This is a genomic window from Spiroplasma endosymbiont of Nomada rufipes (genome assembly GCF_964277355.1).
In the GTDB taxonomy this organism is placed as follows: domain Bacteria; phylum Bacillota_I; class Bacilli_A; order Mycoplasmatales; family VBWQ01; genus Spiroplasma_E.
In genome coordinates, this window is sequence record NZ_OZ195517.1 from 511,265 (window position 1) to 526,539 (window position 15,275).

General features: G+C 24.5%; 17 protein-coding genes. 9 read left to right on the forward strand and 8 right to left on the reverse strand.

Annotated features, from left to right (window positions below; translation table 4 throughout):
• Positions 1–12 precede the first annotated feature (12 nt).
• A complete protein-coding gene (locus tag ACICQF_RS02800; protein WP_395473626.1) occupies positions 13–852 on the forward strand; it encodes a class II fructose-bisphosphate aldolase in 840 nt (279 codons plus the stop codon).
• Positions 853–1,021: 169 nt separating this feature from the next.
• Here the strand turns inward: ACICQF_RS02800 and ACICQF_RS02805 are convergent, their stop codons facing one another.
• The 7 genes from ACICQF_RS02805 to ACICQF_RS02835 all read right to left on the reverse strand — a co-directional run bounded on the left by ACICQF_RS02805 (position 1,022) and on the right by ACICQF_RS02835 (position 6,671).
• Positions 1,022–2,143 (reverse strand): site-2 protease family protein, encoded by a 1,122-nt coding sequence (locus ACICQF_RS02805; protein ID WP_338957078.1) that lies wholly within the window; start codon positions 2,141–2,143, stop codon positions 1,022–1,024.
• Between the two features lie 24 nt (positions 2,144–2,167).
• Positions 2,168–3,181: a phosphatidate cytidylyltransferase gene (locus tag ACICQF_RS02810; protein ID WP_395473627.1), complete on the reverse strand. Its 1,014-nt coding sequence runs from the start codon at positions 3,179–3,181 to the stop codon at positions 2,168–2,170.
• Positions 3,182–3,215: 34 nt separating this feature from the next.
• On the reverse strand, positions 3,216–3,758 hold the full coding sequence (locus ACICQF_RS02815) for a ribosome-recycling factor (protein ID WP_395473629.1): 543 nt from the start codon (positions 3,756–3,758) through the stop codon (positions 3,216–3,218).
• Between the two features lie 135 nt (positions 3,759–3,893).
• Positions 3,894–4,142: a hypothetical protein gene (locus tag ACICQF_RS02820; RefSeq protein ID WP_395473630.1), complete on the reverse strand. Its 249-nt coding sequence runs from the start codon at positions 4,140–4,142 to the stop codon at positions 3,894–3,896.
• Between the two features lie 457 nt (positions 4,143–4,599).
• Positions 4,600–5,250, reverse strand: a complete 651-nt coding sequence (locus ACICQF_RS02825; protein WP_395473632.1) for a hypothetical protein — start codon at positions 5,248–5,250, stop codon at positions 4,600–4,602.
• A gap of 182 nt (positions 5,251–5,432) precedes the next feature.
• Positions 5,433–6,332, reverse strand: coding sequence for a hypothetical protein (locus tag ACICQF_RS02830; RefSeq protein WP_395473633.1), 900 nt, complete (start codon positions 6,330–6,332; stop codon positions 5,433–5,435).
• 192 nt (positions 6,333–6,524) lie between these two features.
• Positions 6,525–6,671: a hypothetical protein gene (locus ACICQF_RS02835; RefSeq protein WP_395473635.1), complete on the reverse strand. Its 147-nt coding sequence runs from the start codon at positions 6,669–6,671 to the stop codon at positions 6,525–6,527.
• A gap of 40 nt (positions 6,672–6,711) precedes the next feature.
• Here ACICQF_RS02835 and ACICQF_RS02840 point away from each other — a divergent pair, with 40 nt between their 5' ends.
• The 8 genes from ACICQF_RS02840 to ACICQF_RS02875 all read left to right on the forward strand — a co-directional run bounded on the left by ACICQF_RS02840 (position 6,712) and on the right by ACICQF_RS02875 (position 13,322).
• Complete coding sequence (locus tag ACICQF_RS02840; protein WP_395473636.1) at positions 6,712–7,662, forward strand: IS30 family transposase; 951 nt, start codon at positions 6,712–6,714, stop codon at positions 7,660–7,662.
• Positions 7,663–8,214: 552 nt separating this feature from the next.
• Positions 8,215–9,390: a transcription termination factor NusA gene (gene nusA, locus ACICQF_RS02845; RefSeq protein WP_395473637.1), complete on the forward strand. Its 1,176-nt coding sequence runs from the start codon at positions 8,215–8,217 to the stop codon at positions 9,388–9,390.
• Positions 9,391–9,408: 18 nt separating this feature from the next.
• A complete protein-coding gene (gene rnpM / locus ACICQF_RS02850) occupies positions 9,409–9,699 on the forward strand; it encodes an RNase P modulator RnpM (protein WP_395473638.1) in 291 nt (96 codons plus the stop codon).
• Positions 9,700–9,726: 27 nt separating this feature from the next.
• Positions 9,727–11,556 (forward strand): translation initiation factor IF-2, encoded by a 1,830-nt coding sequence (gene infB, locus ACICQF_RS02855; protein ID WP_395473639.1) that lies wholly within the window; start codon positions 9,727–9,729, stop codon positions 11,554–11,556.
• 1 nt (position 11,557) lies between these two features.
• Complete coding sequence (rbfA, locus tag ACICQF_RS02860; RefSeq protein ID WP_252320089.1) at positions 11,558–11,917, forward strand: 30S ribosome-binding factor RbfA; 360 nt, start codon at positions 11,558–11,560, stop codon at positions 11,915–11,917.
• Positions 11,918–12,108: 191 nt separating this feature from the next.
• A complete protein-coding gene (locus ACICQF_RS02865; RefSeq protein WP_395473640.1) occupies positions 12,109–12,285 on the forward strand; it encodes an agmatine deiminase family protein in 177 nt (58 codons plus the stop codon).
• Between the two features lie 86 nt (positions 12,286–12,371).
• Entirely contained in the window at positions 12,372–12,530 is a 159-nt protein-coding gene (locus ACICQF_RS02870; protein WP_395473343.1) for a helix-turn-helix domain-containing protein, read from the forward strand.
• A gap of 3 nt (positions 12,531–12,533) precedes the next feature.
• A complete protein-coding gene (locus ACICQF_RS02875; protein ID WP_395473697.1) occupies positions 12,534–13,322 on the forward strand; it encodes an IS30 family transposase in 789 nt (262 codons plus the stop codon).
• A gap of 95 nt (positions 13,323–13,417) precedes the next feature.
• Here the strand turns inward: ACICQF_RS02875 and ACICQF_RS02880 are convergent, their stop codons facing one another.
• Complete coding sequence (locus ACICQF_RS02880; RefSeq protein ID WP_395473641.1) at positions 13,418–15,067, reverse strand: hypothetical protein; 1,650 nt, start codon at positions 15,065–15,067, stop codon at positions 13,418–13,420.
• Between the last annotated feature and the right edge of the window lie 208 nt (positions 15,068–15,275).

A 15,275-nucleotide genomic window follows, 5' to 3' on the forward strand; every position in this document is an offset into this window, starting at 1 on the left:
AGGTGATTGTAATTGAAAATTAACTTGAAAACAATGTTAAAACATGCACAAATTAACAAATACGCAATCCCAAGTTTTAACTTTGATAATTTAGAAATGTTAATTGCAATTACTAATGCAGCTGAAAAACAAAAAGCACCAATATGTTTAATGATAACACCTAACACTATTAATTGTATTGATTTAAAATATGTACTTGCTATTACTAACAATGTTATTAATCGTGCAAAAGTACCAATTTTTTTACAACTAGACCACTATCTTGATCCACACTTTATTAAAACTAAAATTACATCTGATTTTAGTTCAGTTATGTTAAATTACAGTAACTATCCAATTAAAGAAAATATTGAAAAAACTAAAGATATTGTTCATTTTGCTGCTCCTTTGGGTATTATTGTTGAATCAGAGATTTTTTACAATAATACAAAAGGAGATATTACTAATGATATTAATTTAATTGAACAAGCAATATTATTTAGAAATAAAACTAATATTAATGGTCTTGTATTTACTGCTATCAATAATCATCATCAAGATAATAGACAAGATTTAAAAATTTCTCTAATTAAAGAAATTGCTATTAAAATGCCTGAAATTTTTTTAGTATTACATGATAATATTACTATTAATAATGAACAATTAACTCTATCAATTAAAGCTGGTATTACTAAAGTTAATATTAGCAGTGATTTAAGAAAGATTTATGTTGAAAGTCTAAAAAAAAGTTTGCAAACTAACTCTAATTTATCTAATATTAATACCTTAATAGAAAATGCAATGATAGCTATTCAGAAATTTGTTGAAGAAAAAATAATTCTCTTAGGAGCAAATAATCGATATAAATTTTAGTTTTTATACTTATAGATTTTATTTCAAAATAAAAAGTGAACAATATTGTTCACTTAAAATAGTTACTATTTTATTTTTTTAAAATATAAATAATTAAGAAAATTGCTCAAAACTTTTTCATTCAAATTTATTATCCTATTTATAATAGGATTTTATTATAAAGTAAAGATTAAAAAAATATATCTTTAATAGTAATAGCAATAAAGATAACTAAAAATAATATAGCTCCAGCAATACTGACAATAATTTTATATTTTTCATTTAATTTTTTTCTTGTTACCGCTTCAACTGCATTTTCAACAAATTTATAACCATCCAATGGCGGAATTGGTAACATATTTAATAAAAATAAATTAGATGATAATAATGCTGCTCAACGAAAATATGTACTTGCTGCTTGTGTTGATGATAAATCAGGATTTAAAAAACTATTAGTTGATTTAACAATACCAACAGGTCCTGATAAATTTTGTCAATGAAAAGTAACTAATTGTCCTAATGCTTGTAAAAGACTGTAACTATCTTTAAAAGTATCAATGATACCATTACTAATAACTTGCCCTGCATTTAAATAATAACTACCTTGACTAACACCAATGAATAATACTCCTTTTTGTTCTACAGGTTTAAAAGTAACAGTTTTATCATCTTTACTATCAAAAGTAATTTTGTAGTCAGCAATAACTGTACCATTAGTAGTCTTTTTATTATATTTACTTAATCATGTTTGTAAATCATAATATGATTTAATTGATTGTTTAGATTCAATATCACCAGTATTATAAATACCAGTAATAGCATCAGTATCTAAAATTGGTAAACTTGGATTATCTTTATTATATTTTTGAACAGCTTCATATAATGGTCCTGTTGTTGCATAGGTTGGTGGCAAGTTAGGATCATATTTATGTGGATAAATTCCATATCCAATCATTAATAAAATAAAAGCTAATAATAAATTCATTAGTGCACCTGCACTAATGAAAGCTGCTTTTTTACCACGTTGCAAGTTTTCCATCATTCGTTTACTATCAATTACTTCATCTTCTCGTCCTTTAGGAGCATCAGCAATTTCTGAAGCAATAGAAACATAACCACCCAATGGTAATAGTCTTAAAGTATAACGTGTTTCTTTTTTACCTCACTGCAAAAGTTTTGGTCCCATACCAATAGCAAATTCATATACATATGCTCCTGATAATTTAGCAATTACAAAATGAGCAAATTCATGCAAGGTAATTAAAAATAATATTGTAAATAAACCAATTAAAATGGCTAAAAATATATACATAACTTCATCCTTAAATTTTATATATTAAGCAATAGCTGCTAGAGTAATTAGAAAACCAAAAATAACTACTGTTGAAAATGAATCTAAACGATCTAATAATCCTCCATGTCCAGGTAGAATATTTGAAAAATCCTTAACATGATAATTACGTTTCAAATAAGAAAATAATAAATCACCCATTTGATTAGCAATTGAAAGAATAAAAATAGTAGCAAAATAAGCAATATAGATTGGTGCTTTACTATTAACTTCTAAAAAAGGTAAGGGATTATAATTACTTGTTTCTAAAAAAACAGTTACTGTTATCATACTTAAAATAATTGCTGTTATTAAACCAGTAATAGCACCTTCTCAAGTTTTATTTGGTGATACACTTGGTGCCATTTTTGTTTTACCATAAATTATACCACCAATAAAAGCACCAACATCATTAGACATAACAATAATGAATAAAAACAATAATGTTGGTCATCCTAGTTTTGAAAGTTTAATTTCTGATAACATTAAAAAATTAACAGCTTTAACAACAAACACTAAATAAATAATTCAAGTAAAAATAAAAATAACATCACTTAATTGAAAATTTTTACTTCGTCAAGCAATTAAAATAAACATACAAATGAAAAGTAATAAAATTAATAAAGTCATTCAAGTTTCAAATCAATAATGATTATAAATATATGGACCAAAAGTTTCTTTACCAAGCGGAACTCATAAAAGTATGATTCCTGTTAAAATTATAGAAATTTTAAGTACAATTGATCAATTTGATTCTTTTTTTAAATTAATAATTTCTCATAAACAACCAATAAAAATTAAAGTATTAATTATCATAAATGTATACGCTGATCACTGTGGTTTATTACCAAAAATTGGTTCTAAATAAACTGCCCCAATAAACATTCATAATACACCACAAGCAATTAACATAAAGCTTGTAAGAATACGATTTCGATAGGTTATAAAAAAATTAATAAGTTTTGCAAAAAAAGAAACTTTAGATTTTATATTTTCTTTATTTATTATCTTTTTTTTCACAATATTTAACCCCTAACTATTTATTGCTTTATTGCTAAATTTTCATTAAATCGGCTTTTTTATTGTTTTCTATTAATACAAGTTCTTTGATTTTACTATCAGTTAAATCTTGAATTGTAGTTTCTGCATGCTTTTCTTGATCTTCTGGTAATTTTATTTTTTTCATATTTTGAACAGCATCACGTCGACAATTACGGATTTTAACTTTATATTCTTCAGTTTTTTTACTCAAATCTTTAACTAAAGTTTTACGAACGTCTTCTGTTAATTGTGGGAAAATTAAACGTATATTCTCTGCTTCGCTTTTAATTTGTAATTTCAAATCAGCTTTTGTAACAGCTTCTGTAATGTCTTTAATTAAACTACGATCATATGGTTTAATTAATAATTGATGTGCTTCTGCTACTTTAACTTGGGCAATATTACTTAAACTATCAACACCACCATAACATCTAACATTAATTCCTTCTAAGATATTAGGATTAGCTCTTCCGGTGCGAATTTTGTTAATTTCATTTTTATAACGTAAAATTATTTCATTCATCAGATTTGTGGCTTCTAAAATAATAACTTCCATATTTGTTTTCCTCCTAGTTAATAATTTTAAGTTGTTTTTAAATCAAACTATAAAAATTATATAATAATTTTTATTAAAACCAATGGAAAACTATTTAAAAAAATAAAAAACATCATTAATTAATGATGTTTTTTATTAATATCTTTGGATTTTATTTTCATCATTGTTTAAATCAACTAATATAAAAATACCACCAATAATACCTAATGCAGCACCAAAGATAATTCCTAATATTGCTAAAGCAATTTTTTGATCAGTAGTCGCTTCACCTTTACTTATTTTTTTGTATAAAATAAAACCGGGTATTGTTCATAATAAAGGAATTATAAATATTGATTCTAAAATAAAAACAATAAATATTAATATACTTCCTGCTTTTAACATTTTTTTCTCCTTCTTTAATTTTTATAATTAATAATATCACTTAATAAAATTGAAATATACAATTGTGTCCTCATTTAAAGTTTAGTTTTTTAACTTATCAATGTTATCACTTTAATTACTATCGATTTCAAATGTCTAATTATTAATAATTTTCATTTATATTAATAGTAACAAAAAAATATGATAATTAACAACAACTGTCATTATATTTTTTAAAATATTTAATGATTTAAACAGTTGATGGTATACCACAGTCTATTCTAGGTAAAAGATGAACATCACCAAAATATATTGCTAAATAAACTTTTAAATTTCTAAAATTTCCTGTTACTAATGGACCATCAGCAACTATAGCATGAAACTGGGTACTAACATTTGTATTTAATAGTTGAACTAGAGAATCAAATTGTTTTTGTTTAATTTCTGATTTTATTACTAATTTAAAATCAGTAACAGATTAACCTTGTTTAAATCCTTGCGCAGCAGTTAATTTTAAACCATTTTTATCACTAATAAGTTCAGTAATAACTATTTTTGAAATGTATAACCCATCATTTTTAGCAGTATTGATAGTATAAGATTTTAATACACTATCATCATCTTTACTTATAATATCAATTTTACAAGTACCAACAAGAACTTTAAAATCAGTTCCTGTATTATTTTCTTCAGTTTTACCTGCTTCAGTACTTGTAACTTTTGCAGATAAGGTAGTAATTTTTTTAACATCATCAGGTGAATATTCTTCATTTTCACTACCACTTGTAATTCCTAATTCTTTCAAAAATGCTTCAGCATCAGCATCTTTTGCTTGATTTGGATTTCTAATTTCGTTTGCGTTTAATAAACTGTTTTTAAAATTAGTCATTATAATTTTTGTGTCATCAGCCTCAATTGAATACTTCTCTTTACCAGTAGTATCATCCTTCTTTAATTCTTGATTAATTAAACTTGTATTTTCATCACTATATCATCCTAATAATTTTGCATATTTACCATTTAATATTGGTGCTTTTGTTTCAAAGTCACAGGCAACAATTGAACTTGCTGCAGTTGTAGTTAAAGCAGTAGCAGCCATTAATCGTAATAATGTTTTTATATTTTTCATATAATGTTTTCTCCCTTTTTAGATAATTTTCTAAAAAATATAAATTATTTTCTGCTATTTATTATTATTCTTAAATTGAAACTATTTTTATAATTTTAATAAATTAATAAAATTTTTTAAGTGATAAAAAATAATATAAATTAAAAAAGATTGCAATTGCAATCTTTTAAAATATTTAATGATTAAGCAGGAGCAATATCGCAATCAATTCTACTTGAAAGTACTACACTACCAAAACTTATTTGTAAATAAACTTTTGAATTTGGAAAATTTCCTGTTACTTCTGTTCCTGCAGAAGCATTATCAAAAAACTTTGTAGTAACATTTATTTTTAATAATTTAACTAAAGAATCAAATTGCTTTTGTTTAACTGCATTTTTTATTTTTAATTTAAAACTAGAAACAGGTTTTGTTCGTTTAAATCCTTGCGCATCAGTTAATTCTAAACTATCTTTATCTGTTATAAGTTTATCAGTACCAATAACTTCAGTTGAAATATTTAATGCATCTTTCTTAAGAGTGTTAATAGTATATTTTTTTACAGATTTGGCATCATCTCCAGTTGCCTTATACATAATATTAATTTGACAAGTACCAGCTTCAACTTTAAAATCAGTTGTACCAGCAGCTTCAATTTTACCTGCTTCAGTACTTTCAACTTTTGCAGATAAAGCAGTAATCTTTTTAACATCATCAGCTGAATAAAACTTCTTGCTATCAGGTGTAAATCCTAAATCTTTTAAAAAGGCTGCAGCATCATCACTTACTGCTTGACTTTTATCAGAATCAGTACCAGTACCTGCTTTTAATAATTTTTCGTTAAATTTAGTTGCTGTAATTTTTGTATTATCAGCAGCACTAACAGCAATTGAATAACTTTCTTTACCAGCAGTATCATCCTTTTTTAATTCTTGATTAATTGTACTTGTATTTTCATCACTATATCATCCTAGTAATGTTGCATATTTGCCATTCAATGCTGGCGCTTTTGTTTGAGTTCCACATGCAACAACTGAACTTGCTGCAACTGTTGTTAAAGCAGCAGCACCCATTAGTCGTAGTAATGTTTTCATGTTTCTCATATTGTTTTTCCCCCTTAGATAATTTTTCTGAAAAATATAAACTATTTTCTGCTCTTAATTATACATTCTTTTTTATTTGGTGCTCTTTTTATAATATTTTTAATTATTAAGTGTTATTTTGCTTTTTTTAAGAAAATAATTTCAAAAATGTTATGATTAAATTGTTCATTAACTGAACATTCTTATTATTTTTTATATATACTCTACAGTACTTCCAAGATTATTGAGTAATATAATATAAAAAGACCTGAAAAATTTTCAGGTCTTTTTATATTGCTGAATTATACTTGTAAGTGCAAGTAAATAAAATTGCAAAAAATTCTCATATAAAAATTTCATAATGCTAAATTTAGTTTAGAAAAAAGTAAGGAGTTTTTATATGAGTTATAAACATCTTGGCATAGATGAAAGGATTTATATTGAGAATCAATTTAAATTTAAATTTAAAATTAGTGAAATAGCTAAAAATCTTAATCGAAGTATTAGTACTATTATTCGAGAAATTAATAGAAATAAAGATAATAATCATTATTTTTCATTAATTGCACAAAATAAAGCTGAAAATAGAAAACAATCACATATTAGTTTTCATAAGTTTAAAAATAAGAATTTAGTAAAATATGTACAACAAAAATTACTATTAGGTTGATCACCTGAACAAATTTATGGCAGAATTAAAAATTTTCATAAAGAGTGAGTTATTAGTTTTAAAACAATTTATACTTGAATTTATTTTGGAATGCTTGATAAAGTTACTAGTAAAAATTTAAGAAGAAAAGGTAAAAAACGAAAATCTAAAGAAAATCGTGGCAAGTTTAATGGTAAATCAATTAAAGAACGAGATATAAATGTTAATGATCGTATAACACTTGGTCATTGAGAAGGAGATACTATAGTATCATCACGAGGTAAAAGCAAATCATGTTTAATAACTTTAGTTGAAAGAGTATCACGATTTACTTTAGCAATATTAGTTAAAAACAGAACTACTAAAGTTATTAATAAAAATGTCAGTTATTATTTATCAATTCTTCCTAAAAACATTGTTAAAACTATTACTTTTGATCGTGGCAAAGAATTTTCAAATTGACAACAACTTGAAAAAAATTTAGATGTAAAAATTTATTTTGCCAATCCATATTCACCTTGACAAAGAGGTACTAATGAAAATACTAATGGTTTAATTAGAGAAAAATTTCCTAAAAAATTTATTTTTTCAAAAACTAATAAAAATGAAGTTCATAAATTTATATTGTCTTTAAATCAAAGACTGAGAAAAATATTAAATTATCTTTCACCAATCGAATATTTGGATAGAAAAATAATTTAGTTGCACTTACCTTTACAATTTAGCAAATTTAATAAATAAATCTTAACATTTTTACTAATGTTTGAAAATATTTTAAAAAAATGTCTAATCTTTGATAAGCAGAATATATAGGAGATTAATATCAATATAAGAACAAATTAGTATTGAAAAGCAATTTAGTTCCCATTTATTTTAAAAAATAGAAACTTTAAAATGAATTTTATATCTTTCAATGATAATAGAACAAAAACAATTACTACTATATAAATAATTATATTTAATCAGTTTAAAACTTGAAAATTACCATTAATATAATGAAAGATATTTATACAATATAATCTACGATAATAAAACTCTATCATTTAATAAATTTCTATTGTTTTCAAATTAATAATATTGTATAATGAACAATGAATTAGAATTATAGCAAGACAGCTACCAGCTGTCTTTATTATTTCTAGTGTAATATATTTTATTTTTTTATTTAAGTATATTTTCATTTTGAAATAAATCTATTTCAAATACTATTAAATAATAAACAACAATGTTTATAAAAAACAAGGAGGAGAAAAAGTGGACAAAGAAATTAGTCAAATCATTTTAAATGCCATAAATGAAATTGCTGAAGAAAAACAAATAGCAAAAGAAGATATCATTGAAGCTTTAAAAGAAGGACTAAAAAAAGCATATGAATATCAAAGTCATCGTGATGATAGTACAAATATCAGAATTGAAATTGATCAAAATAAAGGTACTATTAAAATTTTAAAGGATTTAATTGTTGTTCCAAAAGTTGAAGATCCTGAATTAGAAATTGCACTTTCGACTATTAAAACAAAGAATCCCGGCTTAACAATTGGTGATACATATAAGCAAATAATTCCTAGTGATCAATTCTCTCGTTTATCAATTTTTAAAGCTATTCAAGTAGTGAAACAATCAATTCGTGAAGCAGAAAAAACATCAATTTATGATGAATTTATTGATAAAAAAGATCACATATTAATTGGTACTATTGAAAGCGTTGAAGAAACTTATATGTTAATTAAAATTGGTAGAGCCTATGCTTTCTTACCAAAACAAAATCAAATCCCTAGTGAGATCTTACCAAAAAATAAACCAATCGCTAATAATACTTACATCAAATTTTATGTTGAAGATATTATTAAAAATAAAAACTATGGTCAAATTTTAGCATCAAGAACTCACGTTAATTTTTTACGTTGTTTACTAGAATTAGAAGTTCCTGAAATAGCACAAGGTGTAATCGAAGTTAAAGATATTGCTCGTATTCCTGGAATTAGAGCTAAGGTTGCAATTGTTAGTCATGATCCAAGCATTGATGGTATTGGTGCATGTATTGGTCCAAAAGGCGAAAGAACAAAATTAATTACGCAAGAATTAAGTGGCGAAAAAATTGACATTATTGCCTGAAATCCTAATATAAAAGAATATATAATTAACGCTTTAACACCAGCTAAAGTTATTTCAATTGATATTAATGAAGAAGAAAAACAAGCAAATATTATTGTTCCTACTGAACAATTATCATTAGCTATTGGTAAAAATGGTATGGCTGCTAAATTAGTTGCCGGTGTAACTCACTGAAATATTAATATTACTTCATTAGAACAAGCAAATGAAAATAATATTAAATTTACTTGAAATGGTAATATTAAAGAAAGTGAATATGAAAAGTTTATATCTGAATTATTAAAAAAAACACAATGAAAAAATAAAAATCAATAAACAATAAAGTAGGTCGTTATGAATAAAATACCTTTAATTCAACGTAAAAAAATACCAATGCGTAAATGTATAGTTACAAATACTATTTTACCTAAACGTGAATTAATTAGAATTGTTATTAATAAAGAAGGACAATTATTCATTGATAAAACTAGCAAACAAAATGGTCGAGGTGCCTACATCCAACCTAAACTTGAATTAATACCTTTGCTTATTAAAAATAAGGCATTAGAACGAGCATTAAAAACAAAAATTCCAAATGAATTTTATGAACAATTAATTAATGAAATTAAAAAAAATTGAGATTAATTTTCCCAAGCGAAAGGCGGGATGCAAATGGCAAAAAAAGGAATATCTCAACAAACACAAAATATTAATCAACAACTAAAACAAAAAACATCTCAAATTAATGAAAAAGGAGTATTTTTATATAACGAATCTTTAACTATTTCAGAATTTGCTAAAGCATTGCATCATCCAGTAACTGACATTATTAAATACTTCATGAAACAAGGCAAACTATTTAATCAAAATCAAATATTAACTCAAAAATTAATGCTTGAACTTTGTTTGGAATGAAGTATTGATTTTGAAAAAGCTAAAGTGGTAACATATGAAAACTTATTAGAAAATATTAATCTAGAAGATGATAAAAAAAATTTAGTAACTCGACCACCTGTTGTTACAATTATGGGCCATGTTGATCATGGAAAAACAACACTATTAGATACTATCCGTAATTCTAAAGTTACTAATCAAGAACACGGTGGTATTACTCAACATATTGGTGCTTATCAAATTAAAACTAATAATAAATTAATTACTTTTATTGATACCCCAGGTCATGAAGCATTTACTGAAATGCGTTCACGTGGTTCTAAAATTACTGATATTGTTGTTCTAGTAGTTGCTGGTGATGATGGTGTGATGCCACAAACTCGTGAAGCAATTGACCATGCAAAAGTAGCTGGTGTTTCAATTATTGTTTTTGTTAATAAAATGGATAAACGAAATGTTAATACTGATCGCATTATGAATGAACTAGCTAATTGTGATTTAACTAGTGAAGAATGAGGTGGCGATACTATTTTTGTTTATGGTAGTGCTTTAAAAAATCAAGGAATTGATGAATTATTAGAAGCCATATTAGTAATTGCTGAATTAAAAGAACTAAATGCTAATCCAAATCGATTTGCTAATGGAACTGTTATCGAATCTCATCATGATAAAAATGTTGGTTCAATTTGTACTTTATTAATACAAGGTGGAACACTAAAAGTTACTGATATTGTAGTTGCTGGTAGTGTTAAAGGAAAAATTAAACGCCTTATTAATGATACTGGTAAAATAATTACTAAAGCTGGACCTTCAATGCCTGTTCAAGTTTTAGGATTTGAAACAGCCCCTACTCCTGGTGAATCTTTTATTGTTTTTAATGATGATAAATTAGCAAGAAAAGTAGCACTAGTACGACAAACAGAAGAAACAAATAAAATTAGAAATAATCGACAAATTAGTTTAGGTAATTTAACACAAGATGTTGCTACAGGTGAATTAAAACAAATTAATGTTATTTTACGGGCAGATACTCAAGGTTCAGTGCAAGCAATCGTTCAAGCAGTAAATAAAATTAATGTTAATGATATTACTGTTAAGTTTATTAGAGCAACTATTGGTGGTATTAGTGAATCAGATATTAAACTTGCTCAAACTTCAGGAAGTATTATTTATGGTTTCAATGTTCGTCCCAATCATGTTATTCGTGAAGCTGCTAACAATGCCGGTGTTGAAATTAGATTACATAATATCATTTATAAAATAACTGAAGAATTAGAATTGGCTGCTAAAGGTTTATTAGAACCAACTTATGAAGATAAAATTCTTGGTCAAGCACGAGTTATTAAAACTTTTCATTTTTCAAAAGTAGGAACAATTGCTGGTTGTGTTGTCATTAATGGTTTCATTCAACGTAATAGCAAAGTTCATATCATTCGTGATGATGTTGTTATTTATAACGGTGAAATCAGTGGTTTAAAACATGAAAAAAATGATTTAAAAATTGCTAAAAAAGAAACTCAATGCGGTATTACTATTAAAAATTTTAATGACTTAAAAGAAAATGATATTATTGAATCATATTTATTAGAAGAAGTGGAGACAAAATAGGATGTCTATCATTAAATTTGAACAACAAGAAAGTTTCTTAAAAAAAGAAATTACTAATATATTAAAAAAAGAATCAAAAAATATTCTTTTCAAAGATATCACTATTACTAATGTAAAAATAACAAAAGATAACAGTTATGCTACCATTTATTGAACAGTTTACTTAGATAATTTAGATATTAAAACTATTAGTAATGCTTTAGAAAAAGCGAAAGGTTTTTGTCGAAGCGCACTTGCCAAAACAAGTAATAAATATAAAGTTCCAGAATTACGCTTTAAATATGATAATACCAACACTAGAGTTAAAAACATTGAAGAAATATTAAAAAATATCAAAAATAATAATTCTTCAAATGAATAAAAATAATTAAAATGAGATTATAAATCTCATTTTAATTATTTAAATTTAAAATTTTTTTATAGTAATTATTTAATAATTACTATAAAACACTATTTAAAAAAATAAAATTATTAGTATAATAAAAAATGAATCATCAATAAAATAAGGGAATTATTCAGTAGCTACTAAGTAAGAAAGGAAAGCTACTATTAATGGCACAAAAAATTTATTCAACACCAAATAGTGATGATTTTTATGTTATTCCTGAATTTTTAGAACATCAACAATGTTGAATGGTATGACCAGAAAGAACTGATAATTGAAGATTAGGCGCTAAACCAGCACAAGAAAAAATAAGTAAACTTGCTAATGCTGAATTATACTTGTAAGTGCAAGTAAATAAAATTGCAAAAAATTCTCATATAAAAATTTCATAATGCTAAATTTAGTTTAGAAAAAAGTAAGGATTTTTTATATGAGTTATAAACATCTTGGCATAGATGAAAGGATTTATATTGAGAATCAATTGAAATTTAAATTTAAAATTAGTGAAATAGCTAAAAATCTTAATCGAAGTATTAGTACTATTATTCGAGAAATTAATAGAAATAAAGATAATAATCATTATTTTTAATTAATTGCACAAAATAAAGCTGAAAATCGAAAACAATCACATATTAGTTTTCATAAGTTTAAAAATAAGAATTTAGTAAAATATGTACAACAAAAATTACTATTAGGTTGATCACCTGAACAAATTTATGGCAGAATTAAAAATTTTCATAAAGAGTGAGTTATTAGTTTTAAAACAATTTATACTTGAATTTATTTTGGAATGCTTGATAAAGTTACTAGTAAAAATTTAAGAAGAAAAGGTAAAAAACGAAAATCTCAAGAAAATCGTGGCAAGTTTAATGGTAAATCAATTAAAGAACGAGATATAAATGTTAATGATCGTATAACACTTGGTCATTGAGAAGGAGATACTATAGTATCATCACTAGGTAAAAGCAAATCATGTTTAATAACTTTAATTGAAAGAGTATCACGATTTACTTTAGCAATATTAGTTAAAAACAGAACTACTAAAGTTATTAATAAAAATGTCATTTATTATTTATCAATTCTTCCTAAAAACATTGTTAAAAATATTACTTTTGATCGTGGCAAAGAATTTTCAAATTGACAACAACTTGAAAAAAATTTAGATGTAAAAATTTATTTTGCCAATCCATATTCACCTTGACAAAGAGGTACTAATGAAAATACTAATGGTTTAATTAGAGAAAAATTTCCTAAAAAATTTATTTTTTCAAAAACTAATAAAAATGAAGTTCATAAATTTATATTGTCTTTAAATCAAAGACCGAGAAAAATATTAAATTATCTTTCACCAATCGAATATTTGGATAGAAAAATAATTTAGTTGCACTTACCTTTACAATTTAGCAAAAAAATAAAATATATAATCATAAAAAATCACTCTTATAAAAAGAGTGATTAATATTAATTTAAACTAAACTATATCACAGTATATCGTGAATCTGAAAAATGCTCACTTACTGATGGTTGTGTTTCGTTGATTTCATTTATATTAAATGAATTAAATTTTTTAAATAAACCATTTAAATTTGTTTTTTTTGCTTCAGTTATTGCTTGTTGTTCTAATAAATATTTTATATCATTTTTAGGATTATTAATAACAACTCCATCTTCAACATTATCATTATTTATAGAACCATATCCATTATCATTTTCATTATTTATACAACATGATTTTGTTTTAGTTCAAATTCATTTTGCTCCATTTAGAATTGGTTGTAATAGTGGTTTTTTATAATTATCTAACTGTAAATTTAAACCATCTGTTATTGACATTGCTGTAGCTGTTCCCAACATTCCTAAAGTAAAAAAATTATTAGGGAATATCAAACAACCATCTGTAAACCCATTTTCAGCAACAAGTGATGCTAAAGTTTTAAGTGCATTACTACTAAATGTAATTGCACCAAAACTAACAAGTGCAATAAAACCTTTTAAAGGGTAACATAATTCATTAATAAAATTAACCATTTTACTAAAAATATTTAAACAACAATTAAACTTATCAGATAATTGAAACTCATTATTTAATGTACTTAATGATCATTTAAAACCATTATTAATAGTTGTCATAGCATAAAGTCTAGCAATAGTAGATAAGATATTAAATTTATCAATTAATTTTCAACCATAATTTGGTCAAGTAAAACTATCAAGAGTATACATTGCAGCAGCAGTAACAACTACATGATTACTAAATGTTGATCAAAGATGAATTAATGATGTAATAAAGTATGAATTATTAACAGGTGAATTAGCAACACTTATAGTTTGACAACAAGGATTAATAACCTTACGCGATCATTTAAAAATTTCAACAGTAAGAAGACTAAAAATAATATCAGCACTTGCCATCATAAGATTATGTTGTGTTTTTTCATTAGTAACGTCAAGAATATTAGTTATTCAATCATTAGATGGATGAGGTTTATTATCTGTAATATTAACTGAAAATACTCTTTGTGTAGTTCATGCAAACACAACAATAGGAATAATTCCTAATGCAGCGATAATAAAATATCAATTAATAGGTGTTTTTAGTTTAATTTCTGTAAAAGTACTTAAATCTAATGATTTTAAATCACTAAGGTATGAATTTTCATTTTCATATATTTTAAATTTTTGTTCAAATTGATTATTTTCATCTAAATTTGATAATTCTAAAATCACTCTACCGTTTTTCAAACGAATAGTTTTCTGTCATTTTAAATCATTAGAAATATCAATAACATTTTCATGAATCATTATACCAGAATATACTACACCAGGTTCAAATCTCGTACGATATTTTCAACGTTCATTAATATCCAATCTTTTTTGTGTTATTCCACCATAACAACTATTAGTATCATCTATTCACTCTTCTTCATCGCTTGTTGAAAATTGATCTTGACTTTCTGTTCTTGTGTAATTAATATTGTCTTTATTTCTAACTTCTAAATTTTCTTGATGATATCCATTAACATGTTCTTGACTTGTTGAAGGTTGATCTTGATTTTTGATTGCATTGTAATTATTGTTATTTTTATTTAATAAAGTTGTTTGTTCTGAATTCTTTTTTGTTTTCATTTTTCCCCCTTTTAATTATAAAAGTCCTGCTTTACTTTTAATAAGTAAAATAGGACTACTTAAACATACATTTCAATTGAATGACATTCTCTTTTAATACTTATAAATAAAAATTATAATTAATAAACTAGATTGTTACTAAATTATTTTTATTTTTTTAAAATAAAATAGTGTAAATAAAAATTAGAAATTTTAAAAAATTTTAATA